We start from the raw sequence: 24,157 nt of genomic DNA, 5'->3' as shown, positions 1-24,157 counted from the left end.
CTCGGAGAACCCAATCGTTACTTGATTTGGATTTCTGGCCGAGTCGCCATGTTCCAGATCGTTTCGCGCTAGGGGTCGCTACGAAACGGACTACGCCTGCCAGCAAAGGATTGTCCATCCACGTCGCCAGGACTATCGTTGGCCACTACCCGCAAAGGTCCGACGCCGATGAACCTGCAGGACATGCCCTCACTGGCTCCCAACCAAATCGAGCTGCAACTGGCAGCTGATGTCGCGGGCGAGCCGTTCAAGCAAGCCGCCGCCGACGGCTTCATCCTCGGCGGTTTCACCTGGCGACACGCCGTACAAGACCCATGCCGCCCGGTCGTCATCATCAACGCCGCCACGTCGGTTCGCTGCCGGCACTATTCGCGCTTTGCCGATTACCTGTTCGCCAACGATTTCGATGTCATCACCTATGACTACCGCGGTATCGGTGAATCGCGTCCGGCGTCGCTCAAAGGCCTCGAGGCGTCCTGGACCGATTGGGGTGCGCTGGATTTCGAGGCGATGCTCAGGCGCGCACAGCGCGAGTTTCCGGGACAGCCGGTCGATGTGGTCGCTCATAGCTTTGGCGGCTGTGCAGCGGGCCTGGGAGCCTCCGGTGCGATTATTCGACGGATAGTGACGGTCGGGGCGCAGTTCGCTTACTGGCGCGATTACGCGCCGGCTCACCGCTGGCGCATGTTCGGCAAATGGCATGTGGTGATGCCGATCGTGACGATGCTGTGCGGATTCTTTCCCGGCAAACGGCTCGGCTGGCTTGAGGACACTCCCTCAGGCGTAGTCCGCGACTGGGCCACACCCACTCCACGCTACGAAACGCGTCCCAGCGGCCGCCTGCTGCACGCAACCACCGGTCGCCTGCCCTTCGCCGCCCTCAAGGCGAAAATCCTCGCCATCAGCATCAGCGACGATCCCTACGGCACTATTCCAGCCATAGAGCGCCTGCTTCAGTACTTCACCGGCAGCACAAACACCCACCTGCGCATCGCCCCCGAAGACATCGGCGAGAAAGAAGTCGGACATTTCGCCTTTTTTCGCAGCGCATACCAAGCCACACTATGGCCCATCGCATTGTCCTGGCTGGAACACGGCGAACTGGCTCCCGACACTCCCGGGCAGACCGTGCCACGCACCTGAGTCATTGCTCATTCAACGAATTACGGAACGACGACCATGGCCTCCGCCAACAAGCAGCAGAAACGCGCCTCCCGCGCCAAGGCCAAAGCCAAGCAGAACCGCACCCAGCGCGCCGCCGCGCCGGTGGAGCTGGACCCGAACGATGAGCGTATCGATTTCGAATCGGTCGACCTGACCGAGCTGTTCAAGAAAATGATCGACGCCGAGAAAACCAGCCAGCAGGCCATGTGCACGGCCTTCCTCGAAGACCCGCTGCTGGAGTTGGTGTACGAGCAGGAAGGCGAAGAAGGCGCGATGGACTTCATCCTCGCCGCGCTGATCGAATACCGCCAGTGGTCCACCGAAACCGACGAAGCCGGCGCCCTGGCGTGGATCGAATCCCCGGCCTTCCAGGCCGACTACGTGGCCGCGTCCGACGCCATCGCCGCGCAAACCCAACAGAAACCGAACTGAGTTCCCATGGCCTCCCTGAACAAGCAACAGAAACGCGCAAAACGCGCCAAGGCAAAAGCCAAACAGATCAATATCCACGGCAGAAAGCCACTCGCCCTGGACGATGAGCAAGGCCACCTCGCCGAGCCTATCCCGGAATACACCCTGGCCATGTTCAGCAAGATGCGCGACGCCGAAGCCGCCAGCCGCAGCGAAATGCTCTCGATCCTGCTGAACGATCTCTCCGGGATCATCAACGATCACCCGGATTTGCTGGACCTGGAAAACGCCGACAACGAATCCATGGCCGCCACCCACCTGGCCGCCGATATGCTGATCGACTACCGCATGTGGGCCGACGGCATGGACCGCGAAACCGCCCAGGCCTGGCTGAGCGAGCCGCAGTTCATCAAGGACTTCGGCGACGCGCTGGATGCGTACCGCCAGTCGCTGGAAGCTCAGGAAGAAAAAGGCGAGTAATTCGTCGGTGCTGCAAACAAAAACGGCCGCTCGTCATCACTGACAGCGGCCTTTTTTTATCAACGACGATGTTACGAGGCGATGCGCGATCCATGTAGCAGCTGGCGAAGCCTGCGTTCGGCTGCGCAGCAGTCGTGAAATCAGGCAACACGATGCTTCTGACAGACCTCGTACTCAGGTTTTACGACTGCTTCGCAGCCGAACGCAGGCTTCGCCAGCTGCTACAGGTCCTGTGGCAACTTAAATGGCTGGGATTAAGGCCCCTTCGCCACAGTAATGTGTTCGGCTTAACTGACAGGCATTAGCTGTATTCAGCGACCTGCATAAATTAAGGGTCCCCACTCAGGCTCAAGCACCTTCCAGACGCGGAATCTCCATGCCGATTTTCTTACTGGCAGTGCTCCAGTCGCCCTTGGTGATAGAAAGGGCCTGGTAACCCGCATCGATCAGGTCGCACGCATACCATCTGTTATAGGTGAACATGAGCACGAGATTGGTCAGGCCTCCGGTGAAACAGGCCAGGATGAACATGATCACAGCCCACTTGATATCACCGCGAAACAACGGTGCAATAAATCCGAAAACGAATACCGACCACGAGAAGCCGATTGGCGCCTTTTTCAAAACGCCGGTGTCTGGGTTTCTGAAAGTTACCAACGTAAACGCCATGCCTCTCTCCTTGATGCCCCATTGGGTTGGCTCTGACCAACCGTTATAGGAGCGAGCACAGGCAAATGCATCCATGACTTAGTGTCTGATGATGACATTGACAGCAAGGAGTAACGGGGGGACTTTGCCGTGAGGGCCAATCGGACAATCCATGCTCCGAAGCTCCATCACTTTCGGAAACACTGCGATGCACATTCCACACGACGGCCGCTATTTTGGCATTAGCGTTTCCATCGGAAGTATCCTGTAAAAATCCCCTGCGCAAAAACAAAAACGGCCGCTCATCATCACTGACAGCGGCCGTTTTCTACATCTACAACAACTACCTCAAACCCATCACTCAGCGCGCAACAGCAGCACCCAGCTGCTCGTTACGACGACGGCGAGCCACCAGCATGCCGGCGGCAACCACCAGAACGCTGAGCAGGCCGGTCGCGAGGATTTCCACGCGGTGGGCGTCCTGGAAGCCCATGATGGTCAGGGCCGCGACGATGAAGATGATCACCGCGTAAGTCAGGCCCGGGAACAGCCACATGCTGAAAGCGATTTTCTCGCCACGCGCCATACGCTGCTTGCGCATGCGCAGTTGCGAGATCGCGATCACCAGGTACACCAGCAGCGCGATGGCGCCGGAGCTGGCCAGCAGGAACTCGAACACTGCAGCCGGAGCCACGTAGTTGGCGAAAGTGGCCAGGAACGCAGCGCCGGTGGACAGCATCACCGCCCAGTAAGGGGTGCCGCTCTTGTTGGTGCGAGTGGCCATGGCCGGCGCGTCACCGCGCTTGCCCAGGGAGAACAGCATGCGCGACGAAGTGTACAGCGCCGAGTTCAGGCAGCTGGTTACGGCAACCAGTACGACGATGTCGACGATCATCTTGGCGTTCGGGATGCCCATGCGATCAAGCACGGTCTGGTAAGAACCCAGGCTGGCCAGAACCGGATCGTTCCATGGCACCAGGGCCACAACGATGAAGATCGATACGAGGTAGAACAGACCGATACGCCAGATCACCGAGTTGGTGGCCTTGGAGATCTGCTTGCCCGGATCCTTCGATTCCGCGGCCGCAATGGTCACGATCTCGGTACCCATGAAGGAGAACATGGTGGTCAGAATCGCGCCCAATACCGCGCCCATGCCATTTGGCAGGAAGCCCTGGGTGTCGAAAATGTGCGAAACACCGCTGACTTGGCTGTTCGGCAGGAAGCCGAAGATCGCCAGAACGCCGAGAACGATAAAGCCAATGATCGCAACGACTTTGAGCAGGGCGAACCAGAACTCGAATTCACCGTAGTTCTTCACGCTGAACAGGTTGGTCACGGTCAGCAACATGGTGATGACCAGGGCGAAGGCCCAGATATCCACGCCCGGGAACCAGGCGTGCAGGATGGTGGCAGCGGCGTTGGCTTCCAGCGGGATTACCAGAACCCAGAACCACCAGTACAGCCAGCCGATGGTGAAGCCGGCCCAGTGACCGATCGCACGGTCGGCGTAAGTAGAGAAGGAGCCTGTATCAGGCGAAGCCACGGCCATCTCGCCGAGCATGCGCATCACCAACACCACCAGCATACCGGCGGCAGCGTAGGCCAACAGCACAGCCGGGCCTGCAGCAGCGATAGCGTGGCCGGAGCCTACGAACAGACCGGCACCGATAACACCGGCAATCGACAGCATCGTTACGTGACGCGGTTTGAGCCCCTGTTCGAGGCCGTTAGAGCTTTGGGTACTGCTCATTGAAACTACCTTTGTAAGGAAAAGCGAATGCATGCATCCCGCTTGTGTTTCTCTTCTGTAAAAAGAAACCAACGGAGCGTTCTTTAATCTGCACGCAATAATTGCGCCAAAATGTTTCAAAACCTTCTAATCCGGTGATCTCATCAAGACCGGACAGTCATCGCAAGTCATTGAAAGTAATGGCACTTCGCCAAAACGTTACCCTGTGACCCACTTTATGGACGAAACAGCGCACCGGAAACACACCCCAAAACACCCTTGACGCACGATAAAAGTGCAGATCGACCGCGCCTGGTCCTTTAACCCTTCCAACACCTCGCCAAAGCTGGCAACATCGCGCCCTTTTTGCGACAGCCAGCCTGCAATGTGGTTAAAAGCACGGTTCAAACGGCTGTTCGGTTGTTGGTGGGGCGACAGTCTGCTGTGCCGATGCGACAACCTGCTCAATGCCACCCGTTTACCGCCCGTAGCGCGTTGGCTGCCATCGAAACGCTATGCTAGGTTGGCCGCCTCGCCAGGAAGGCCGCCAAACAGCAGGAGCGAAACATATATATGAGGAACGCACATGGCTGAGGCCACGCCCGCGCTTGAAATCCGCAACTTGCACAAACGCTACGGTTCGCTGGAGGTGCTCAAAGGCATCTCGCTGACCGCCCGTGACGGCGATGTGATCTCGATCCTGGGTTCTTCCGGCTCCGGCAAGTCAACTTTCCTGCGCTGCATCAACCTGCTGGAAAACCCGCATCAGGGCCAGATCCTGGTGGCCGGCGAAGAACTCAAGCTCAAGGCCGCGAAGAACGGTGAACTGGTTGCCGCCGACGGCAAACAGATCAATCGCCTGCGCAGCGAGATTGGTTTTGTGTTTCAAAACTTTAATCTGTGGCCGCACATGAGCGTGCTCGACAACATCATCGAAGCCCCGCGTCGCGTGCTCGGCCAGAGCAAGGCCGAAGCCATCGAAGTCGCCGAAGCCTTGCTGGCCAAGGTCGGCATCGCCGACAAGCGACACGCCTACCCTTCGCAATTGTCCGGCGGCCAGCAGCAACGCGCGGCCATCGCCCGCACCCTGGCCATGCAGCCCAAAGTCATCCTGTTTGACGAGCCGACTTCCGCCCTTGACCCGGAAATGGTCCAGGAAGTACTTAATGTCATCCGCGCCCTGGCCGAAGAAGGCCGCACCATGTTGCTGGTCACCCACGAGATGAGCTTCGCCCGTCAGGTGTCCAGCGAAGTGGTGTTCCTCCACCAGGGCCTGGTCGAAGAGCAAGGATCGCCACAGCAGGTGTTTGAAAACCCGCTTTCGGCGCGCTGCAAACAATTCATGTCCAGCAACCGCTAACGGAGCTACCCGCATGCAGAACTACAAGAAGGTCTTCCTGGCCGCCGCCGTCACCCTGGCGTTCAGCGCCGGTGCCATGGCCGAGACCCTGAAGATGGGCATCGAAGCGGCCTACCCGCCGTTCAACAACAAAGACGCCAGCGGCAACGTCGTCGGCTTCGACAAGGAAATCGGCGACGCCCTGTGCGCCAAGATGAAAGTCGAATGCACCGTGGTCACCTCCGACTGGGACGGCATCATCCCGGCCCTGAACGCCAAGAAGTTCGACTTCCTGATCTCCTCGATGTCGATCACCGACGAGCGCAAGCAGGCGGTGGACTTCACCGACCCGTACTACTCCAACAAGCTGCAATTCATCGCCAAGAAAGACGTCGACTTCAAAACCGACGAAGCTTCCCTGAAAGGCAAAGTGATCGGCGCACAACGTGCGACCCTCGCCGGTACCTGGATGGAAGACAACATGCCTGGCGTTGAAGTGAAGCTCTACGACACCCAGGAAAACGCCTACCTCGACCTGACCGCTGGCCGCGTCGACGGCATCCTGGCCGACAAGTACGTCAACTACGAGTGGCTGAAAAGCGACGCCGGCAAGTCCTACGAGTTCAAGGGCGACCCGGTGGAAGAAAGCGACAAGATCGGTATCGCAGTACGTAAAAACGATCCGATTCGCGAGAAGCTGAACGTCGCGCTGAAAGAAATCGTTGCTGACGGCACCTACAAGAAGATCAACGACAAGTACTTCCCGTTCAGCATCTATTGATACTGACCTGCCGGACCGGTGTCGCCCTCTGACGGCGCCGGTCCCCGGCCTTGCCTGCCGCGATTTGAAAAGAAATTCATGATTATCGACCTCTACGGATTCGGCCCGGCGCTTGCCGCTGGCGCGCTGATGACTGTGAAACTGGCACTTTCGGCCCTGTGCCTGGGGCTGGTGCTCGGTCTGCTTGGCGCCTTGGCCAAGACCTCCCCGTACAAGCCGCTGCAATGGCTTGGCGGCACCTATTCAACGTTGGTTCGCGGCGTCCCGGAATTGCTCTGGGTGCTGCTGATCTACTTCGGCACCGTCAACATGATGCGTGCCCTGGGCGAGTTCTTCGGCAACCCCGACCTTGAACTCAACGCCTTCGCCGCCGGCGTGATCGCGCTGGGCCTGTGCTTCGGCGCCTACGCCACGGAAGTGTTTCGCGGCGCGATCATCGCCATTCCCAAAGGCCATCGTGAGGCCGGCGTGGCCCTGGGCCTGTCGAAATGGCGCATCTTCACCAAGCTGATCATGCCGCAGATGTGGCGCATCGCCCTGCCGGGCCTTGGCAACCTGTTCATGATCCTGATGAAGGACACCGCGCTGGTATCGGTGATCGGCCTGGAAGAAATCATGCGCCACGCACAGATTGGCGTGACCGTGTCCAAGCAACCGTTCACCTTCTATATGGTCGCCGCCTTCATGTACCTGGGCCTGACGATCCTGGCCATGACCGGCATGCACTTCCTGGAAAAACGCGCCGCTCGCGGCTTCACGAGGAGCGCCCAATGAACTGGGAAGTCATCATCAAATGGCTGCCGAAGCTCGCTCAGGGCGCAACCCTGACCCTCGAGCTGGTGGCCATCGCCGTGATCGCCGGTTTGCTGCTGGCGATTCCGCTGGGCATCGCTCGCTCCTCGCGCCTGTGGTGGGTGCGGGCATTTCCCTACGGCTACATCTTCTTTTTCCGCGGCACGCCGCTGCTGGTGCAACTGTTCCTCGTCTACTACGGCCTCGCGCAGTTCGACGCGGTCCGTAACAGCTCGATGTGGCCCTACCTGCGCGATCCGTTCTGGTGCGCCACGGCCACCATGACCCTGCACACAGCCGCTTACATTGCCGAGATCCTGCGCGGCGCCATCCAGGCGATTCCACCGGGCGAGATCGAAGCGGCACGGGCGCTGGGCATGTCCAAGCCCAAGGCGCTGTTCTACATCATGCTGCCCCGGGCCGCGCGCATCGGCCTGCCGGCCTACAGCAACGAAGTGATCCTGATGCTCAAGGCCAGCGCCCTGGCCAGCACCGTGACCTTGCTGGAACTGACCGGCATGGCCCGCACCATCATTGCCCGGACCTACCTGCCGGTCGAAATCTTCTTCGCCGCCGGTGTGTTCTACCTCGTGATGGCTTATGTGCTGGTGCGTGGCTTCAAGCTGCTGGAGCGCTGGCTGCGCGTCGATGCCTGCCAAGGGCGTTGAGCACAGCGTGCTGACGGGCGAGGCCCTGCTCGCCCGTTTCACCGCGCTGGATGCTTTTCTGACAGCGCATCAGGCGCTGTGGAAACCCCGCCCGTTCACACATCTGCACCTGCCTTGGGAATCTTCCTACCCTGAATTGGCCAATTGGCTACGCGGGCGTTCGCTGGAAGAGGCGGAAAGCGCCCACAACCAACCTGCCCTGATGGATGCGCCCGAGCCTTTTGCTTCGCTGGCGGCGACTTCATTGGCATTGAGTGCTGTGGATGAATTGCCCGCTCATGCATTGGACGCGGCGGTTCATCGACTGAATGTCGATGTACCGGGTCGCAAGTGGGATCAGATCGAAGCGTTTGCCAGTCGACTGCAATTCGCCGAGACGCCGAAGCATTGGCTGGACTGGTGTTCGGGCAAAGGTCATTTAGGGCGACGGTTGCTGAATAGTGGCCAACAGCTGACTTGCCTGGAATACGACCCGGTACTGGTCACCAGCGGTCAGGCCCTCAGTCAGCGTCATCAACTGCACGCACTGCACGTGGAGCAGGATGTACTCGCTGCCGACGCGGCCGCGTTATTGGATGGTCAACACACGCCAGTCGCCCTCCACGCCTGCGGCGATCTGCATGTACGCCTGATCCAACTCGCCAGCGCTGCCGGCTGTAAACAACTCGCCATCGCTCCCTGCTGCTACAACCGCATCCATCTGACCCAGTACGCGCCGATTTCCTCGAAAGCCAAGGGCTCGGATCTGCAACTGTCACTTGACGATCTGGCGCTACCGGCGAGCGAAACCGTAACCGCCGGCGCCCGGGTTCGGCGCCAACGCGACACCTCCATGGCCCGACGCCTGGGCTTCGACCTGTTGCAGCGGCACGTGCGCGGCGTCGATGAATACCTGCCCACCCCTTCCCTGCCGAGCCTCTGGCTGGACAAACCCTTCGCTGACTACTGCCATCATTTGGCCGAGCTTAAGGAGTTATCCACAATCGGCACTCAGGACTGGGCAGCATGGGAAGCTGCTGGCTGGAAACGCCTGGCACAGGTACGCAATCTGGAGCTGCTGCGCGGACTTTTCCGACGCCCGCTGGAGCTTTGGCTGGTACTGGACCGTGCGCTTTTCCTTCAGGAACAGGGCTACAGCGTTCGCCTCGGCACCTTCTGCGAAACATCGCTGACACCGCGTAATCTGCTGATCCTAGCCGAACGCCGTTAATGGCTCATAGCCTGTGGATAACTCTGTTGATGAAAACAGTGTGGATCCAATATCTACAGCTGTTTCAAGGCTGAAACGAGACTGTTCAGTTTTCGTACACCCAAATAAAAACCCGAAAAACAGTGATTTGCGTGCCGATGAGAATGGATCCAGATATTGGCCGAATCACCCGCGCATGGAAAATCCGGTTGTGCATAAGCGTTCGATCAAAAGGACATAAACGGGAGGCCAAGGGCTTTTTGAGCAGAGAATGCTGGGGGTTGATAGCAGGCAATCCGAGATATCGGTCGCGCTAAAAGCGCAGAAAAGCTCAACCCAGGCGCGACAAGGATCCCGTGCAATCCACCACGCAAAAATAGTCAGAATTCAGGGGTTTACAGAACCCACCCAATCGCTATAATCGTCGCCCTGACACGCCGGTATAGCTCAGATGGTAGAGCAACTGACTTGTAATCAGTAGGTCCCGGGTTCGATTCCTGGTGCCGGCACCATATTCAAAGCCCCGCAACGCGGGGCTTTGTCGTTTTTGGACCTCGAAACGTCACCACTTCAAAAAGTGGAAATTTCCACATCTCATTTTTCGGTTTTCCGGAACAAGCGTTTGGGCGAAGTCCGCTTATTCGATGAAGTCAGCGCCCGACCGATCTCCAACGCGATTTCAAGCATGTCAGCTGCCTCTTTGAAATCTTTCGGATTGCTGGTTCCGTTGGCGAGTTCACCACCGGCGATGACATCGCGCCGCACGGCGTCAGCCAATTGATGGAAGCGAACAATCTGTTGTGCTTCTTCTGGTTCAAGAACCCCTAATCGCGATACGTTGCCCTGATACACCCTGTTGTATTGGCTATCTATGAGCGCTTCGAAAAACTCCTTCGCTTGTTCGCCTTGAAAAGGCTGCATCGGAGATAATCGCCGCGTAGTTAAAATTGATTCCTTTTCCCTCAACGCTGGCAGAAACCCACGAAGTTCCACAACTTCTATAAGTGCCGCGACCTCCGCAAAAAGCGAAGCTCTGACGCTGGCACTTTCCCGCCTTGCTTGTTTTTTCCAAAGCCAAACTGGGCCGAGGACAGCCGCAAGCCCCGATGCCACCGCTACAAAAACTGCGGTCCAGTTTGTCGCTGCAAGTGACTGAACCACAGGCGTCCAATCAATCTTCTCGAGCATGTCCTTCCTCCTTGGCCGTGTAAGCGAACAAAAGCGGATTGAGCGCATTCACTTCAGCCAAATGCCCTTGACTGAAATACGCATACTTCATTGTCATGGTCAGTGCAGCCTGCCCCAGCACTCTTTGAAGGGTAAGAATGTCGCCACCACCATCATGTAATGACTCGCAACGAAAGGGCGACAGATTTCTTTTTCCGAAAATAAATCTGTCCCCTTTTCGATTTTAAGAAAGTGCGCTCCGACATCTGGAGCAAAAAGCGCATGCCGGCTCCTATCTCAGCAGAGCAACGACCGATAGTCACCGCCACACACGGTGGTTCACTGAAGAAGTCCAGCCTCAATACCGCTTGGCAACGGTTCATCACCCAAGCCATCAAAGCCGAGATCATTACCACCGAGCAGCGCTTCGGAATGCACGACTCTAAGCGTCGAGGAATCACCGATACCGTAGGCAACAGGGCCGATAAACAAGAGGCATTCGGGCACCACGACGAGTCGATGATGGAAATCTACAATCTCAGCGTCCCGCTCGTGAATCCCTCTGCAAATTGAACTTCAACCGTTTTGTGAACGTGGAGATAGCGATGAATGAACCAAATCCTATCGATTTCATGGCCCCTGAAGGATGGGGCCAGGATCACCTAACCCGTTTTCAGTCAGACGCTATCCAAAACGAGTTTGCAGCGTTTGTTCACGATCCGTTATGGAGAAAACTGCTAAGCGACATCGCGGCTGACCTTTCCAAGTGCTGTGAGTACGCGAGTGCAAACATCCTCAACTCTGATGATCCTTCAGCTCTGCTGCTATTCATGTCAGCGAATAGCCACTTTTTGGCGTCTGCGCGTCTTGTCGCATCAGGCCTTTGCTTGTCTACGCATCCAACTATACGGTCAGCAGTGGAATCAGCATTGTACGGATGGTATTTGGCCGTGACACCGGGCGCCGCACAACGTTGGTACAACAAGCCTACAGATCGCTTAGAGCGGAAAGAGTGGGGGAAGGAATTTCAGTTTTCAGCTCTTAACTCGGTGCTTTCGGGGACATTCAAAGGAGCCGCAGAATGGGCGAAACACCTTCATCAATCAACAATTGATTTCGGTGCACATCCAAACCGAGACGCACTCTACTCAAATTTCGCTCGAATACCCCGTGCTGATGGCAGCTCGATCTTGCGGTTTACCGTTCTTCACCCAGGAGGCACCTTTGCCGTACTGACAACCAAACTCTTGGTCGAAACAGGAATGCTTGTTGTCGGACTTTTCGGGAGAGCATTCCCGGATGCAGATAAGACGCATGGTTTATTAAAAGCCACGGTCAATTACGCAAAAGAACTTGAGACATTGGTGGCCAAAACCACCTCATTCGATAACGCTAAGGATAAATAGACCTACGTAAATCAACCTATGGACCTGCATTGAACACGGCTTGCAGCGGACCTAGCACATAAAATAAATAAAAATAACTGCATGATTTAACGCTAAATTTCCCTTACCTGTTATAGAGAAAAGGGGACAGATTTATTTTTCCGACAATAAATCTGTCCCCTTTTCGTTCCTGTAACTTCTACTAACCATTTTCATCACCACGCCTATCGATCCGGCTGCTGCAGAATTTGACGACATACCGAAAAGCCCTCTAAATTCCGCACCAACATACCCGCCAAGCCTCTGCTGACCTTTCCAGAAGAATCGTGACGACCATCGTCTGAGGCAGACAGTTCTCCGCACAGCTTCAAAGGCACTACCAAACTCTGATTAATCTTGCTCTATTCCTCCGCAAGATCGCCCTCAAAACCCAATCCGAAGCACCGTCCTCCACATATTCCGCCACACCGACCGCCAGTGCTTCTTCCAATTCCGCTCCCACCACCCATCCTCATTCATCGGAACCTCCTGAATATCACTCCCCGTCACAGCCGCCGCATACTGACGATAAAGCATCGGAAACACACAATGCTGCTTCAGCCGCTGCTTGAACAAAACATCGACAGGCTTTCCGCAGTAAGGTGTTTCAGCCAGGATCTGACACGCTTCGCGCGAGATGATGTAGGCATGGAGTGCGACCACTCTCCCGCGCGCGATGAAGGGAAACCAGGTTAGCCAGACCTGTCCCACGGTGTAGCCCAGGTGCAATGCGTGGAATCGTCTTGTCCGTAGGAACAGGTTTATCCAGCGGATTTGTGTGGGGCAAATATCGTAGGGTTGCGCATCGTCCTCGAAGATGAGTATGCGCTGCCAGTTTTCGGCCAGGACGCGTTTGGCCAGTGCTTGATGGGACTCATAGCATCCGCGGATCGGGTCACTGCAGCGTTCAACGAGCAGGAACTCGATCGGATTGGCGATCCGGGTTGCGACGGTTCGCCCGAACAATGCCCGCCTGTCTTCGCGCGCATTCAAGGAAATGCAGAACGCGCGATCGACGTCGAAAGACACCTTGTTCATCGGGGACCTCATCAGCGACGGCCCAGCGCAGGCATGTTTTTCGACATACCGTGATGTAGTTGATCGCGATGCATTTGAATCCCTTCAATGATCATTGCGCAGCGACATGCCGTGCAAAGGTACCAATGATCATCGGAATCTCGCTACCGCGTATGTCGGACCCTTCCGAAATTAATGCTCATTAATCCGCGCAAAACGAAGCCCTCGTATCGCTACGAGGGCTTGGTCATTTCCACTATTTGTAACCCGGCGCTTAGTGACCCGCGCTCTGACCGCCGTCAACGTGCAGGATTTCGCCAGTCACAAACTTGGCGCCATCCAGGTACACCACCGCGTTGGCGATGTCGTCGATCTCGCCCATGTGGCCGACCGGGTGCAGGGCGCCCAGGGCGGCGTGGGTTTCTTCGCCGTGCATCGGGGTCTTGATGATGCCTGGGGAGACGGCGTTCACCCGGATGCCGCGCTTGGCGTATTCGATGGCCAGGGAGCGGGTTGCCGCGTTCAGGCCGCCTTTGGTCAGCGAAGCCAGGACCGATGGCACGCCGTCGATCGCGTGGTCGACCAGGCTGGTGGTGATGTTCACCACGTGGCCGCTGCCGTGTTTTTCCATCTCGGTGATGGCCAGTTGAGTGATGTAGAAGAAGCCGTTGAGGTTCACCGACAGCACGTTGGCGTAGTCTTCGGCGGTGTACTGGGTGAACGGCTTGGCGATGAAGATACCGGCGTTGTTGACCAGTGTGTCGATGCGGCCGAAACGGGCAATGGCTTCACGGATTACGCGCTGGGCAGTTTCCGGTTCGCCGATGTCGCCGGCCACGGTGAGGATGTCCGGATCGGTGGATGGCTTGATCGAACGCGAAGTGGCGACGATCTGGTAGCCCAGTTCACGGAAGGCCTTGACCATGCCGTCGCCCAGACCTTGGGATGCGCCAGTGATAACGATGACTTTTTTCGAATTGCTCATGATGTATACCTCTAACTGATAATGGGATTTGAAATTCGATGAATCAGGCTTCAGCAGGGGCCGCCGCCATTTGCCGCAACACTTGTTCGTAGTACTGGACCGACTGCGATCCGGACACCAGGTGACGACCGTTCAACACCATGGCCGGGACCGAATTGATGCCGTGCTGGCGGTAAAACTCCTCAAGTTCACGCACTTCGTCGCCATATGCGCCCGACACCAGCACCTTGCGGGCCTGGGCTTCATCCAGCCCGGCTTCACCGGCCAGGCGCACCAGCGTCTGCTGATCACTCGGGTTCTGGCCTTCGCTGAAGTAAGCGCGAAGCAGGATCTTCTTCAGCGCCACCTGACGCCCCTCTTCCTGCGCCCAATACAGCAAACGGTGAGCGTCGAAGGTGTTGTAGAAGTGCGTGCGTTTCTCCAGGTCGAACTTGAAGCCGATGGCCTCACCGCGAGCGATCTGCATCGCTTTGCCGGAGGCGACGTCTTCGGCGGTGCGTCCGTATTTGCGCATCAGGTGCTCGACGGCTTTCTCGCCTTCGGGCGGCATGTTCGGGTTCAGCTCGAAAGGCTTGTAGGTCAGCTGTACCGAGACTTCACCCGCCACGTTTGCGATCGCCTGCTCCAGCGCCGTGGCGCCCAGTGCGCACCAGGGGCACACCACATCGGAGACGAAATCGATGGTCACCGGCGTGGTCATGACTTCCCCTCTTCCGCCAACTGTTTGCGGTACTGGGTGGTGGTAATCCCGGCGTAACCCCAGTTATCGGTGTCGACTTCCTCGATCACGATGTGGGTCAGGTCAGGGCGTTTGTTGAGAACGCGTTCCAGTGTTTCAGTGATTTCGGCGATCACCTGAGCTTTCTGCTCAGTGGTCACGCCGTCGCGGGTAATGCGGACACTTACGAAAGGCATTGAGGAATCTCCAGTGACCTTCCCGTCGGGATGATGGGAGAGGCGTTGGAGCTCAATTTAGGGATTTCGGGGGAGGGGAAAAAGATGGGGCGGGGAACATCATTAGTTACGTGGAGTAATAGATCTCACATGCAGAAGCAATAAAGCGATGGTTTATAAATTTTCCCTTCGCTAGCCTGCTTTTATCTTAAATATTAGATAGAGAAGGGAATGCTCATGACCATTCAATACTTCGACAGCCCCTTTCACGTCACGCATGACAACGAAGCTGCCAGCAAAATGGCCATGAAAATGGAGCTGTCGATTTTCATTGCTGAGCAGATAAAAAATCTGGGGCTCAAACAAAGCGAGGCAGCCGCCAGATTAAACGTGACCCAATCACGTGTGTCCGAGCTCACCACAGGCAAAATCCACAAGTTCACGATTGATGCAATGATCGACATGCTGGATAAACTTGGCTTTCGAAGCACGATTACCTTGTCACCCAAAAGCTCTTGAGCAAGCAAGACCTGATCACATTTCGCACCCTGAACAAGGCCGCCATGCTGGTGCGATCGCAAGTGAATACGCTTTTATGTAGGAGCTTCGCAGACTGAGATCTTTTGATCTTGCCTTTGAAAAGATCAAAAGATTGCAGCCTCGCTTCACTCGACAGCTCCTACGACACGTTCCCCACGCCACCACCTAGCCACGATTGCGCACGCTCTGCTCCCACGCTAACTTCGACCCGTCGCTGCCAATTCAGCGACCGGGCCTGAGAACCCAAGTAAGATACAGGCGCACAAGCGCCCCAAATCACGATTTTCGGCGCTTTTTTGTGTCCGCATTTCCGTGCAATGGCGGCTGTGCGTGGGAGACCTTCGGGTCTGCCGGGTTCCTGTATCTCCGGTTTCTCAGCCCGCGCACAGCTGCCACCCATTCGCCTGAGAACGAACGTGGCAGCTCCAATTTGATTCAGGAGATGTTGCCAATGTCCGTTACTAGTCCGTCAGAAATTCGCAGGTTTGCTTCAACAGTCAGTAGTCACCGCCAGCCCGCTTGTGGAGGTGCTCAATGACCAATCCCCAAGATCTCAAAACCATCGGCCTCACCCCCTTCTCCTACCACGACAACGAACCACTGTTTCACATCAGCGCCGGCGTACCTGTCATCCGCGCCCTCTCTCACGCCTCGGATCTGCTCCACATCGCAAAACATCTGGCATCAGATGCAGCCATGGTTCGCGGCAGTGACCGACACGCCTGGGCATCACATTTTTTGCAAGAGATGAGCAAGGCGATCGTCGATGACGTGGTCAAGGTGCTGGAGGCGCCGATGAACAATCGCAACGAATAAAGCAGCAGGGTAAATACGATCCATGCAGATGAAGAAGCCCCGAATCAGTCGGGGCTTCTTCATTCAATCCAGGCACTTAACCAACGTAAGGCCTGAATTCATTGCTGTCGCGTGTGAGCAATTGCATCAACTTGGGATGAATAAAAAGCTTTTCCTTGCCCAGTTGAATTTCTTCCAGCACGCCAACGGAAACCAGATCCTTAAGGTATCGCGACGCAGCCTGACGTTGAGCGACTTTCTTATCGACCACGTTGCTGATGCGGCAATAGGGTTGTTCGAAAATGACGTCGACCAACTCGCGTGAGTACGTCTTGGGAAGCTGATCACGTACAAATTCAGTGGTGTGCTCGGACAATGCACGAATGGCCGCAATTTTGGCTGTGGTCCAACGAGCGGTTTCCTCTACTGCACTCAACATGAACAACAACCAAGGCTCCCACGCCTGTTTGGTCGTCACCTCCAACAAGAGTCGGTAGTAATCGGCACGCTGGGCAATGATGTATCGGCTCAGATAAAGGATCGGCAGATTCAACAGCCCCTCCTGAATCAAAAACAGGGTATTGAGTACTCGCCCGGTCCGACCGTTACCGTCGACAAAAGGATGGATTGCTTCGAACTGATAATGCCCGACCGCCATGCGCACGAGAGGGTCGAGATCAGTTTCGTTGTGCAGAAACCGCTCCCAGTTGGCGAGCAGATTTCGCAGGTGCTCCTCTCCTTCTGGCGGGGTGTAGATGACTTCACCTGTTCGATCATTCGCCAGCTGCGTCCCAGGAGTACGACGGATATCCAGTTGCGCCCCCTTCAACGTTCGGCAGATTTCTACCGCAGTGTTGGTCGATAGCGGCCTTTGAATCAAAGAATGAAATCCCTGATTAAGCGCCGTTCGATAACGCAGAGCTTCCTTGGTCGCCGGATCTGCATGGCTTTCAATGTCTTGCGCGTGCTGAAACAGCAAATCCGTAGTAGTGACGATACTTTCTATTTCCGAGCTGTCCTTGGCTTCCAGCAGGGGAATTGTGTTGATCAGGACCGTCTGATTCGGGATCAGCTCCGCCGCCTGTTTCAGCTCGGCCAACGCAGTGCGCGCCTCAATACATTTTTTGAGGACCGCGCGAGTTTCCAGTTCGACGCCTGGCGGCAGCAGAGGCAGCTGGTTGTATGGCCTGTCGGCTTGCCATGGCAACACGAGGTCGGTCATAAGGATGAAGTCCTGATTTTGTATGTTTTTTGAGCAAAACGGGCGTCACTCATGTCGCCAGTGTAGACATGAGCCCATAACGTGTCGCAATTTTCCACTTTTTGCGACACGTCCTCACAACATGTCGCCGCCGACGACATGTTCACAACTCATGTCGCCGAAATCGAGTTTCGACGACATGAGCCACCAACCGCGCACAAAAAAGCCCCGAACCAGTCGGGGCTTTTCCTATCTCAGCCCAAAATCAGGCCTCGATCCCAAAACCAATCATCAGAAGATGTTGATCGGGTAATCCACAAACACGCGCACTTCGTTGCCGCTGACGTTGTACTCGCTCGACTTCTGCGACACGCGCAGGATGGAGCTGCGCAGTTTCACGCTGAGGTCTTTGGCCGGGCCGCTTTGGACGACGTATTTGAACTGGTTGAAGATTTCGCGCTCGGTGCCGCCGCTGCTGGTGGAGGTGGTGATGTTGTCACCGCGCACGTAGGCGAAGTTGTAGCTCAGGCCCGGTACACCGAAGGAGCCGAAGTCCAGGCCGTAGCCCAGTTGCCAGCTGCGTTCGTCTTCGGCGTTGAAGTCGGACCAGTAGGAGTTGGCCAGGTAGATGGTGTTGCCACCGTCACCGATACGACCTTGATCCTTCTGGTAGCCGCCGTACGGGTAGCCCAGGTTGCTGTCGCCGGTGCTGCGCTGATAGCCGAGGGTGAACGAGTGCGGGCCGGTGGCGTAGATGGCCGCCAGGCTCCAGATCTTGTTGTCGTCGCCGGTCAGGTTGTTGGCATCGACGTAGGAGCTGTCCAGCTTGGTGCGGTAGCCGTTGAAGTCCAGGGTCAGGGACTGATCCTTGGACAGCGGGAACACGTAGTTGGCGTTCACGTACTGCTTCTTCAGCACGTCTTCGACGTCGGAAGCGTACAGCGCGGCCTTGAACTGTTCGGTGAACTGATAGCTGCCGCCCAACACGTTGATCGACTTCAGGCCACCGCTGTCACGGCCTTCGGCGCTTTTGCGCGATTCGGCGGTGAAGCGACCGGCGTTCAGTTCCAGGCCCTTGATCTCTTTGGAGGTGATCAGGGTACCGGTGTAGCTTTCCGGCAACAGACGCACGTTGTCGTAGCTCAGCACCGGCAGCGCCGGCATCTGGTCGCCGTAGGTCAGCGTGGTGCTGGACAGGCGGAATTTCACTGCCGCGCCGGCTTTGGCCAGGTCGTCTGCAGGATCGCCGCTGGCGCCTTTTTTGAAGAAGTCGATACCTTGCGCGCCGCTGCGATCTTCGCTGCGCTCCAGGTTCAGGGCGTACAGGCCGAAGGCGTCCACGCCGACACCGATGGTGCCTTGGGTGAAGCCGGACGAGAACGTACCGATGGCCGCTTGGCCCCACTCGGATTTATCCGGGTTGCCGTCCTTGTAATCACGGTTCATGTAGGCGTTGCGCAGCAGCACCTTGAGGCTGCTGTCTTCAACAAATCCCTTGGATTCGGCCTGGTCGTTAGCCATGGCCTGTGAAGCGCTCAACATCCCCAGAGCGATCAGACTGATTCGCTTGTTCAACATTTTGTTTTCCTTATTACGGGTTGAAACGCGCTGTGTCGAACGGCTGAAACGGCACTATCGCGCTCTTTTTTCATTCGGCAAACAAAAAGGCCCGCCCACGACGAATCGCGGCGGGCCTTTTTATTATTTTCGGGTTATGGCGGTCTGCCACAGGCGTTGGGCCGAATCGTAGTGCGGCCTTAATGGTGTGTCAATTTCATGAATCGTCTTGAATTAGGCAAAAAACGTCTAAGAAATGAATTTACGCAGCAGAAAAATTCAATAGTAAGCCAATGATCCATCCAAGGAAGTAAGCGAGCCCGCCCAAACGTAGCAATTCCGACACAACTGGAAACAAACCGGCACAAAGCTTTATCAAGAATAATTAACGCAAGTAAATAACAAGCATTACCATTCGCACCGTTCGAGCTACACCCCTAAAAATCCCACGGATGCGCTTTTCAATGCCTGCCCCTTTTCGCCTGCTGCCCTTTAGTCTTGGGCTCTCTGCATTTCTGTCTGCCGGTTTTACCTGTGCTGCCACCACCACTCTGCCTGCCACCGCGATCAGCGCTGAAGAGCAGGAAGATGACCCACGCGTAAAGGAAACCAACACCGCGACCCGCACCAACACGCCCGTACGTTACGTCCCTCAGGCCATCGATTCGATCAAAACCGAGAACGTCGCCGATTACGGCACCAACGACCTGGGCACGGCGCTCAGTGGCATCCCCAACGTCAGCAGCGGCGCCGACACCCGCTTCGACAGCCTGCGCATCCGCGGCTTCGATGCCAGTAACGACTTCTACCTGGACGGCATCCGCGACGACAGCCAATACGTGCGGGATTTGCACAACATCGAGCGCATCGACGTGCTTAAAGGCCCCGCCGCCGTGTTGTACGGCCGCGGTAGCCAGGGCGGGATCGTCAACCGGGTGAGCAAGCTGCCGGAATTCGGCCGCCGCTCGACAATAGAAGCCCAGGGCGGCAGCGACGATCTGCGTAGCCTTTATGCCGATCTCAGTACCGACCCGGCGGAGAACATCAGCCTGCGCCTGAACATGGGCAACATGGACCAGAACAGCTTCCGCGACGGGGTAAGCGGCAATCGGCAATTGTTCGCGCCGTCGATGAGCTGGCAGCTGACGCCCGACCTGAACTGGCTGGTGCAGTATGAATACAGCCGCTACAACCGCACACCGGATCGCGGCATTTCCGGGGTGAACGGTCGCCCGGCAGACGTCGGGCGCGATACCACCTACTTCAGCGACAACGATTTCATCGACGACAAATCGCAATCCCTGCGCTCCAAGCTCACCTATGAACTGAGCGACAACTGGCAACTGCGCCAGACCCTGGGCGTGTTCAAGCTCAACAGTGATTTCGACAACACCTACCAGACCGGCTACACCCCGGCCACCAACCGGGTCACGCGCCAACACTGGCAACAGGACCTGACCACTCGCAACGTTTACAACAACGTGGAGCTGGAAGGCGGTTTCGATACTTTCGGCCTGGAACATCGCCTGCTGACCGGGATCGAGATCGGCAGCCAGCGGCGCGACCCGACGCTGTACACCGCTGCCACCTCCGGGCCTGGTAGTTCGCCGGTGCCGTCGCTGGACCTGAACAACCCCAACCGCGACCTGCGCCACACCGGGCGCATGCAGGTCAGCAGCAGCTCTCACACCGAGGTCGAAAGCCGCGCGGTGTATGTGCAGGACCAGTTGCAACTCAACGATCAATGGCAATTGCTCGGCGGCCTGCGCTACGACACCTTCGATATCGAGTCGACCAACAAGCTGCGGGACATTTCCGAAGACCGTGACAGCCACAGCACCAGCCCACGTGTAGGACTGGTCTGGACTCCGCTGCAGAATCATTCCTTCTACGCCTCGTGGTCGAAGACCTTTTCCCCGGTCGGCGGCGGCCTGATCGGCATCACCCCGGGCGCTGCGGGCAACACCAACGACCTGAGCCCGGAACTGACCAAGCAGAAAGAAATCGGCGTGAAAAGCGACTGGCTGGACGACCGCCTGAGCACCACACTGGCGATCTACGAGCTGGAGCTCTACAACCGCCGCACCAGCGACCCGAACAACCCGACCATCACCCTGCTCACCGGCCTGCAACGTTCGCGCGGCATCGAGCTGACTGCGGCCGGCAAGATCACCGGCAACTGGTACGTGCGCGGCGGCGTGGGCGTGCAGGACGCCACGGTCGAGAAAGACAACAACGGTTTTGAAGGCAAACGCATCAGCAACGTGGCCAAGCACAACGGCAGCCTGTTCGTGACCTGGAAACCGGAGATGGGCTGGTACGCCGAAACCGGCTTGACCCTGGTCGGCGATCGTTATGCCGATAACCTCAACACCACCGTGCTGCCGGGTTATGGACGCTGGGATGCGCTGGCAGGCTTCCGGCAAAAGGATTGGGATTTGCGCGCAGCGCTGAACAACATCACCGACAAGACGTATTACTCGTCGGCGACCAGTGCGGCGCAGATTCAGCCGGGGGCACCGCGTAGCGTGGTGGTCACGGGAACCTACAGCTTCTAAACACAACACAACACCTGTAGGAGCCGAGCTTGCTCGCGAAGCGGTGTGTCAGCCACCACAAATGCTGGATGTGCCGACGCTATCGCGAGCAAGCTCGCTCCTACAAAGGTGCAAAAAAAAGCGCTGCCATCCCGGCAGCGCTTTCGTTTGTTCAATCCATGGTTTTTATTCTTAGCTTTCCATCAAATCCCACAACGCATCCAGTTCCGCTTCGCTGAATAAACCAGCGGGGTAGCGCTCGATCATTGTCCGGCGCGGATCAGTCTCGCTGATCGGACGCGTTCCATTGGACTTGAACCAGTGCGCCAGGATCTGGAGCGATTCACCATTTACGGCCAGGGGATGCAGCGCTTGCTCGCCCACTACGTTCACTTCGGCGTTCATTTCAGCGCTCTCTCCCGGTTTGTGAGCGGCTAAATTATCCAAGGTTTATGACAGAACGAATAAGTTCTCCCCCTCCCTGTCTTGCACCCTGAACGATACAAGAGCTATGCCAAGGTCAGCGAAACGATACAAAAAAGCCCGCAAACCTTGCGGAATGCGGGCTCTGTGCTATGTAGGGCGCGAAAACGTTTGCCTGAATTTTTTAACAATCAACTCAGGATGTTACGGGCTCACTCAAACCTTGTGCGGCGCCGGCTGCTGTTGGGTAAGGCAGTGAATGTTACCGCCACCCAGTAACAGTTCGCGGCCGGGAACCATTACCACTTCGTGCTGCGGAAACAGCGACTGCAGGATTTCCCTGGCAGGGCCATCCAGCGGGTCGTCAAAGCTCGGCGCGATGATGCCGCCGTTGACGATCAGGAAGTTCACGTAGGAACCGGCCAGGCGCACCGACGGATTACGCTCCTGGGTGCCATCCACCGGATCGACGCCGGCGCACTCTTCCTCGGTCGCGTACAGCGGCCCCGGAATCGGCATCTTGTGCACCGTGAATGGGCGTCCCTTGGCGTCGGTGCTTTCTTGCAGCACTTTCATCGCCGCCTGGCAGCGCGGGTAGTTCGGGTCCTGCGGGTCGTCGGTCCAGGCCAGCAGCACTTCACCGGGACGCACGTAGCAGCAGAAGTTATCCACATGGCCGTCGGTTTCGTCGTTGTACAAGCCGTCCGGCAGCCAGATGATCTTGTCCACAGCCAGATTCGCGCTAAGCACCGCTTCGATTTCCCCACGGTTCATGTGCGGGTTGCGATTGCGGTTAAGCAGGCATTCTTCGGTGGTGATCAGCGTGCCTTCGCCGTCGACGTGAATCGAACCGCCTTCGAGCACGAAGCCCTCGGTGCGATAGCGCGAGCTGCGTTCGATCTCGAGGATCTTGCCGCCGACCTGCGAATCACGATTCCACGGCGAGTACAGGCCACCGTCAAAACCGCCCCAGGAGTTGAAGTCCCAGTTCACGCCACGGACTTCGCCGCTGTCGTTGATGACGAATGTCGGACCAGTGTCGCGCACCCAGGCGTCGTCGCTGGACATTTCCACCACGCGAATGTTCGGCACATCCAGGCGGGCACGGGCGTTTTCGTACTGGCCGGCGGAGACCGCCACGGTGACCGGTTCGAAACGGGCGATGGCTTTGGCCACCGCCACGTGCGCGGCCTGCGCCGGTTTGCCGCCCAGGCGCCAGTTGTCCGGGCGCTCGGGCCAGATCATCCAGGTCTGGGTCTGTGGTGCCCACTCGGCCGGCATGTAGAAGCCGTCTGCGCGAGGGGTGCTGTTCAAAGTGGTCATGTCGATCAGGACTCCAGGGTTCCGTCGAGGGTTTTCAGCGCGCCGTACAGGTTCGGACGACGGTCACGGAACGAGCCCCACGCGCTACGGATGTGTTCCAGTTGGTCGAGGTCGAAGGTGTGAACCAGAATGCCTTCTTCGGTCTCATTGAGTTCCTGCACCTTCTCGCCGAACTGGTTGGCAATGAACGACGAACCATAAAAGGTAATGTCGTAGCCGTCTTGTTCTTCGTTGCCGATGCGGTTACTGGCGATCAGCGGCATCAGGTTAGCGCCCGCGTGGCCTTGTTGCACGCGCTGCCAGTGATCGCGGGACGAAATGGTCTTGTCATGTGGCTCGCTGCCGATGGCGGTCGGGTAGAACAGAATCTCCGCGCCCAGCAGCGCCATGCTGCGCGCGGCTTCCGGGAACCACTGGTCCCAGCAGATGCCCACGCCGATTTTCGCGTAGCGGGTGTTCCACACCTTGAAGCCGGTATCGCCCGGGTTGAAGTAGTACTTCTCGTGGTAGCCAGGGCCATCCGGGATGTGGCTTTTGCGATAAATCCCCAGGTTGCTGCCGTCGGCATCGATGATCGCGATGCTGTTGAAGCGCGCACGGCCGGCGCGCTCGTAGAAGCTGATCGGCAGTACGACTTGCAGTTCTTTCGCGACTTTCTGGAAGTGCTTGATCGCGACGTTGTCTTCGACCGCCGTGGCCAGTTGCAAGTAATCCGGATTCGGCTTCTGGCAGAAGTACGGTGCTTCGAACAATTCCTGGATCAGGATGATCTGCGCGCCTTTGGCGGCCGCTTCGCGGACAAGTCTTTCAGCGACCTCGATATTGCCTTCAAGGTCCCAGGAACAGGCCATTTGCGTGGCAGCGACAGTAACGTTACGGCTCATGAAGCATCTCCGGGCAAGTGCGTGACGGTCGGGCATGGGTGATCCACGCCCTGGCATTGGTGACTTTATATCCGATAAATATCGGCTTTAGAAGCTGTTGATTTGCCTTTCGTCTTAAATCACGCACAAAACACAGATATTAATCGATATTAGAAAAGCTTCGCGGGCAAGCCTCGCTCCTACGGATACGGGGTACGGTATCTGTA

At 57.2% G+C, this 24,157-nt stretch carries 24 protein-coding genes, 1 tRNA gene and 2 pseudogenes; 14 read left to right on the top strand and 13 right to left on the bottom strand.

The annotated features are described in order from the left end of the window. The first annotated feature begins 168 nt into the window (after positions 1-168). Genes ACW9JE_RS13555 through ACW9JE_RS13545 form a run of 3 tightly spaced genes read left to right on the top strand, consistent with a single transcriptional unit; the run spans position 169 to position 2,055 of the window. Entirely contained in the window at positions 169-1,143 is a 975-nt protein-coding gene (locus tag ACW9JE_RS13555) for an alpha/beta hydrolase family protein (protein ID WP_457433020.1), read from the top strand. Between the two features lie 36 nt (positions 1,144-1,179). Continuing rightward, positions 1,180-1,596, top strand: coding sequence for a hypothetical protein (locus ACW9JE_RS13550; RefSeq protein ID WP_457433019.1), 417 nt, complete (start codon positions 1,180-1,182; stop codon positions 1,594-1,596). A gap of 6 nt (positions 1,597-1,602) precedes the next feature. Further along, on the top strand, positions 1,603-2,055 hold the full coding sequence (locus ACW9JE_RS13545; RefSeq protein WP_457433018.1) for a hypothetical protein: 453 nt from the start codon (positions 1,603-1,605) through the stop codon (positions 2,053-2,055). Between the two features lie 348 nt (positions 2,056-2,403). On the opposite strand, the gene ACW9JE_RS13540 is transcribed toward ACW9JE_RS13545, so the two are convergent. Next, positions 2,404-2,724, bottom strand: a complete 321-nt coding sequence (locus ACW9JE_RS13540; protein WP_224534861.1) for a hypothetical protein — start codon at positions 2,722-2,724, stop codon at positions 2,404-2,406. Positions 2,725-3,064: 340 nt separating this feature from the next. After that, positions 3,065-4,456: a GABA permease gene (gene gabP, locus ACW9JE_RS13535; RefSeq protein ID WP_457433017.1), complete on the bottom strand. Its 1,392-nt coding sequence runs from the start codon at positions 4,454-4,456 to the stop codon at positions 3,065-3,067. 565 nt (positions 4,457-5,021) lie between these two features. Here gabP and ACW9JE_RS13530 point away from each other — a divergent pair. From ACW9JE_RS13530 to ACW9JE_RS13505, 6 genes are all read left to right on the top strand, one after another. After that, positions 5,022-5,795, top strand: coding sequence for an ABC transporter ATP-binding protein (locus ACW9JE_RS13530; RefSeq protein WP_175376524.1), 774 nt, complete (start codon positions 5,022-5,024; stop codon positions 5,793-5,795). Positions 5,796-5,808: 13 nt separating this feature from the next. Then, positions 5,809-6,555 carry an ABC transporter substrate-binding protein gene (locus tag ACW9JE_RS13525; protein WP_457433016.1) on the top strand — a complete coding sequence of 249 codons (747 nt, stop codon included), beginning with the start codon at positions 5,809-5,811 and terminating at the stop codon, positions 6,553-6,555. Between the two features lie 78 nt (positions 6,556-6,633). Further along, complete coding sequence (locus ACW9JE_RS13520; protein ID WP_175376522.1) at positions 6,634-7,329, top strand: ABC transporter permease; 696 nt, start codon at positions 6,634-6,636, stop codon at positions 7,327-7,329. Further along, positions 7,326-8,015, top strand: a complete 690-nt coding sequence (locus tag ACW9JE_RS13515) for an ABC transporter permease (protein WP_175376521.1) — start codon at positions 7,326-7,328, stop codon at positions 8,013-8,015. Before ACW9JE_RS13520 ends, ACW9JE_RS13515 begins: the two co-directional genes overlap by 4 nt. Beyond that, entirely contained in the window at positions 7,996-9,225 is a 1,230-nt protein-coding gene (locus ACW9JE_RS13510) for a methyltransferase (protein WP_457433015.1), read from the top strand. The genes ACW9JE_RS13515 and ACW9JE_RS13510 overlap by 20 nt, the downstream gene beginning before the upstream one ends. 415 nt (positions 9,226-9,640) lie before the next feature. After that, positions 9,641-9,716: transfer RNA gene (locus ACW9JE_RS13505), tRNA-Thr, on the top strand. A gap of 82 nt (positions 9,717-9,798) precedes the next feature. On the opposite strand, the gene ACW9JE_RS13500 is transcribed toward ACW9JE_RS13505, so the two are convergent. Both ACW9JE_RS13500 and ACW9JE_RS13495 read right to left on the bottom strand, forming a co-directional pair. Further along, positions 9,799-10,392 (bottom strand): hypothetical protein, encoded by a 594-nt coding sequence (locus ACW9JE_RS13500; RefSeq protein ID WP_457433014.1) that lies wholly within the window; start codon positions 10,390-10,392, stop codon positions 9,799-9,801. Next, positions 10,376-10,566 (bottom strand): annotated as a pseudogene (locus ACW9JE_RS13495) (hypothetical protein); the annotation flags it as partial. The gene ACW9JE_RS13500 and the pseudogene ACW9JE_RS13495, both read right to left, overlap by 17 nt. A gap of 51 nt (positions 10,567-10,617) precedes the next feature. On the opposite strand from ACW9JE_RS13495, the pseudogene ACW9JE_RS13490 reads away from it, so the two are divergent. After that, positions 10,618-10,944 (top strand): annotated as a pseudogene (locus tag ACW9JE_RS13490) (hypothetical protein); the annotation flags it as partial. A gap of 32 nt (positions 10,945-10,976) precedes the next feature. Continuing rightward, positions 10,977-11,777, top strand: a complete 801-nt coding sequence (locus ACW9JE_RS13485) for a hypothetical protein (RefSeq protein ID WP_457433013.1) — start codon at positions 10,977-10,979, stop codon at positions 11,775-11,777. Positions 11,778-12,179: 402 nt separating this feature from the next. On the opposite strand, the gene ACW9JE_RS13480 is transcribed toward ACW9JE_RS13485, so the two are convergent. The 4 genes from ACW9JE_RS13480 to ACW9JE_RS13465 all read right to left on the bottom strand — a co-directional run bounded on the left by ACW9JE_RS13480 (position 12,180) and on the right by ACW9JE_RS13465 (position 14,712). Next, positions 12,180-12,833 (bottom strand): hypothetical protein, encoded by a 654-nt coding sequence (locus ACW9JE_RS13480; protein WP_457433012.1) that lies wholly within the window; start codon positions 12,831-12,833, stop codon positions 12,180-12,182. A 253-nt stretch (positions 12,834-13,086) separates the two neighbouring features. Then, positions 13,087-13,797, bottom strand: coding sequence for an SDR family NAD(P)-dependent oxidoreductase (locus tag ACW9JE_RS13475; protein WP_457433011.1), 711 nt, complete (start codon positions 13,795-13,797; stop codon positions 13,087-13,089). Positions 13,798-13,840: 43 nt separating this feature from the next. Next, positions 13,841-14,497, bottom strand: coding sequence for a DsbA family oxidoreductase (locus ACW9JE_RS13470; protein ID WP_457433010.1), 657 nt, complete (start codon positions 14,495-14,497; stop codon positions 13,841-13,843). Beyond that, positions 14,494-14,712, bottom strand: coding sequence for a tautomerase family protein (locus ACW9JE_RS13465; RefSeq protein WP_175376510.1), 219 nt, complete (start codon positions 14,710-14,712; stop codon positions 14,494-14,496). The genes ACW9JE_RS13470 and ACW9JE_RS13465 overlap by 4 nt, the downstream gene beginning before the upstream one ends. A 216-nt stretch (positions 14,713-14,928) precedes the next feature. Here ACW9JE_RS13465 and ACW9JE_RS13460 point away from each other — a divergent pair, with 216 nt between their 5' ends. Further along, positions 14,929-15,210 (top strand): helix-turn-helix domain-containing protein, encoded by a 282-nt coding sequence (locus tag ACW9JE_RS13460; RefSeq protein ID WP_224534891.1) that lies wholly within the window; start codon positions 14,929-14,931, stop codon positions 15,208-15,210. Positions 15,211-15,765: 555 nt separating this feature from the next. Further along, on the top strand, positions 15,766-16,047 hold the full coding sequence (locus tag ACW9JE_RS13455) for a DUF3077 domain-containing protein (RefSeq protein WP_224534892.1): 282 nt from the start codon (positions 15,766-15,768) through the stop codon (positions 16,045-16,047). A 76-nt stretch (positions 16,048-16,123) separates the two neighbouring features. On the opposite strand, the gene fic is transcribed toward ACW9JE_RS13455, so the two are convergent. After that, positions 16,124-17,248 carry a protein adenylyltransferase Fic gene (gene fic / locus ACW9JE_RS13450; RefSeq protein ID WP_318011748.1) on the bottom strand — a complete coding sequence of 375 codons (1,125 nt, stop codon included), beginning with the start codon at positions 17,246-17,248 and terminating at the stop codon, positions 16,124-16,126. A gap of 270 nt (positions 17,249-17,518) precedes the next feature. Then, positions 17,519-18,805: an OprD family porin gene (locus ACW9JE_RS13445; RefSeq protein WP_224534894.1), complete on the bottom strand. Its 1,287-nt coding sequence runs from the start codon at positions 18,803-18,805 to the stop codon at positions 17,519-17,521. Positions 18,806-19,248: 443 nt separating this feature from the next. On the opposite strand from ACW9JE_RS13445, the gene ACW9JE_RS13440 reads away from it, so the two are divergent. Further along, positions 19,249-21,342: a TonB-dependent receptor gene (locus tag ACW9JE_RS13440; protein ID WP_457433008.1), complete on the top strand. Its 2,094-nt coding sequence runs from the start codon at positions 19,249-19,251 to the stop codon at positions 21,340-21,342. Between the two features lie 171 nt (positions 21,343-21,513). Here ACW9JE_RS13440 and ACW9JE_RS13435 read toward each other — a convergent pair whose 3' ends face one another. The 3 genes from ACW9JE_RS13435 to aguB form a co-directional block, all read right to left on the bottom strand. Beyond that, complete coding sequence (locus ACW9JE_RS13435; RefSeq protein ID WP_224534898.1) at positions 21,514-21,726, bottom strand: hypothetical protein; 213 nt, start codon at positions 21,724-21,726, stop codon at positions 21,514-21,516. A 234-nt stretch (positions 21,727-21,960) separates the two neighbouring features. Then, entirely contained in the window at positions 21,961-23,067 is a 1,107-nt protein-coding gene (gene aguA / locus ACW9JE_RS13430; protein ID WP_224534900.1) for an agmatine deiminase, read from the bottom strand. A 5-nt stretch (positions 23,068-23,072) separates the two neighbouring features. Then, positions 23,073-23,951 (bottom strand): N-carbamoylputrescine amidase, encoded by an 879-nt coding sequence (aguB, locus tag ACW9JE_RS13425; RefSeq protein ID WP_224534902.1) that lies wholly within the window; start codon positions 23,949-23,951, stop codon positions 23,073-23,075. Between the last annotated feature and the right edge of the window lie 206 nt (positions 23,952-24,157).

It is taken from the genome of Pseudomonas sp. SDO55104_S430, from assembly GCF_054070595.1.
The sequence above is the reverse complement of the archived record's forward strand: the minus strand, read 5'-3'. Positions and strand labels throughout refer to the sequence as shown.

Bases quoted from the DNA above. Each gene is read 5' to 3' on its own strand.
- ACW9JE_RS13555 (WP_457433020.1), top strand. From the start codon at position 169: ATGAACCTGCAGGACATGCCCTCACTGGCTCCCAACCAAATCGAGCTG.
- ACW9JE_RS13550 (WP_457433019.1), top strand. From the start codon at position 1,180: ATGGCCTCCGCCAACAAGCAGCAGAAACGCGCCTCCCGCGCCAAGGCC.
- ACW9JE_RS13545 (WP_457433018.1), top strand. From the start codon at position 1,603: ATGGCCTCCCTGAACAAGCAACAGAAACGCGCAAAACGCGCCAAGGCA.
- ACW9JE_RS13540 (WP_224534861.1), bottom strand. From the start codon at position 2,724: ATGGCGTTTACGTTGGTAACTTTCAGAAACCCAGACACCGGCGTTTTG.
- gabP (WP_457433017.1), bottom strand. From the start codon at position 4,456: ATGAGCAGTACCCAAAGCTCTAACGGCCTCGAACAGGGGCTCAAACCG.
- ACW9JE_RS13530 (WP_175376524.1), top strand. From the start codon at position 5,022: ATGGCTGAGGCCACGCCCGCGCTTGAAATCCGCAACTTGCACAAACGC.
- ACW9JE_RS13525 (WP_457433016.1), top strand. From the start codon at position 5,809: ATGCAGAACTACAAGAAGGTCTTCCTGGCCGCCGCCGTCACCCTGGCG.
- ACW9JE_RS13520 (WP_175376522.1), top strand. From the start codon at position 6,634: ATGATTATCGACCTCTACGGATTCGGCCCGGCGCTTGCCGCTGGCGCG.
- ACW9JE_RS13515 (WP_175376521.1), top strand. From the start codon at position 7,326: ATGAACTGGGAAGTCATCATCAAATGGCTGCCGAAGCTCGCTCAGGGC.
- ACW9JE_RS13510 (WP_457433015.1), top strand. From the start codon at position 7,996: ATGCCTGCCAAGGGCGTTGAGCACAGCGTGCTGACGGGCGAGGCCCTG.
- ACW9JE_RS13500 (WP_457433014.1), bottom strand. From the start codon at position 10,392: ATGCTCGAGAAGATTGATTGGACGCCTGTGGTTCAGTCACTTGCAGCG.
- ACW9JE_RS13485 (WP_457433013.1), top strand. From the start codon at position 10,977: ATGAATGAACCAAATCCTATCGATTTCATGGCCCCTGAAGGATGGGGC.
- ACW9JE_RS13480 (WP_457433012.1), bottom strand. From the start codon at position 12,833: ATGAACAAGGTGTCTTTCGACGTCGATCGCGCGTTCTGCATTTCCTTG.
- ACW9JE_RS13475 (WP_457433011.1), bottom strand. From the start codon at position 13,797: ATGAGCAATTCGAAAAAAGTCATCGTTATCACTGGCGCATCCCAAGGT.
- ACW9JE_RS13470 (WP_457433010.1), bottom strand. From the start codon at position 14,497: ATGACCACGCCGGTGACCATCGATTTCGTCTCCGATGTGGTGTGCCCC.
- ACW9JE_RS13465 (WP_175376510.1), bottom strand. From the start codon at position 14,712: ATGCCTTTCGTAAGTGTCCGCATTACCCGCGACGGCGTGACCACTGAG.
- ACW9JE_RS13460 (WP_224534891.1), top strand. From the start codon at position 14,929: ATGACCATTCAATACTTCGACAGCCCCTTTCACGTCACGCATGACAAC.
- ACW9JE_RS13455 (WP_224534892.1), top strand. From the start codon at position 15,766: ATGACCAATCCCCAAGATCTCAAAACCATCGGCCTCACCCCCTTCTCC.
- fic (WP_318011748.1), bottom strand. From the start codon at position 17,248: ATGACCGACCTCGTGTTGCCATGGCAAGCCGACAGGCCATACAACCAG.
- ACW9JE_RS13445 (WP_224534894.1), bottom strand. From the start codon at position 18,805: ATGTTGAACAAGCGAATCAGTCTGATCGCTCTGGGGATGTTGAGCGCT.
- ACW9JE_RS13440 (WP_457433008.1), top strand. From the start codon at position 19,249: ATGCCTGCCCCTTTTCGCCTGCTGCCCTTTAGTCTTGGGCTCTCTGCA.
- ACW9JE_RS13435 (WP_224534898.1), bottom strand. From the start codon at position 21,726: ATGAACGCCGAAGTGAACGTAGTGGGCGAGCAAGCGCTGCATCCCCTG.
- aguA (WP_224534900.1), bottom strand. From the start codon at position 23,067: ATGACCACTTTGAACAGCACCCCTCGCGCAGACGGCTTCTACATGCCG.
- aguB (WP_224534902.1), bottom strand. From the start codon at position 23,951: ATGAGCCGTAACGTTACTGTCGCTGCCACGCAAATGGCCTGTTCCTGG.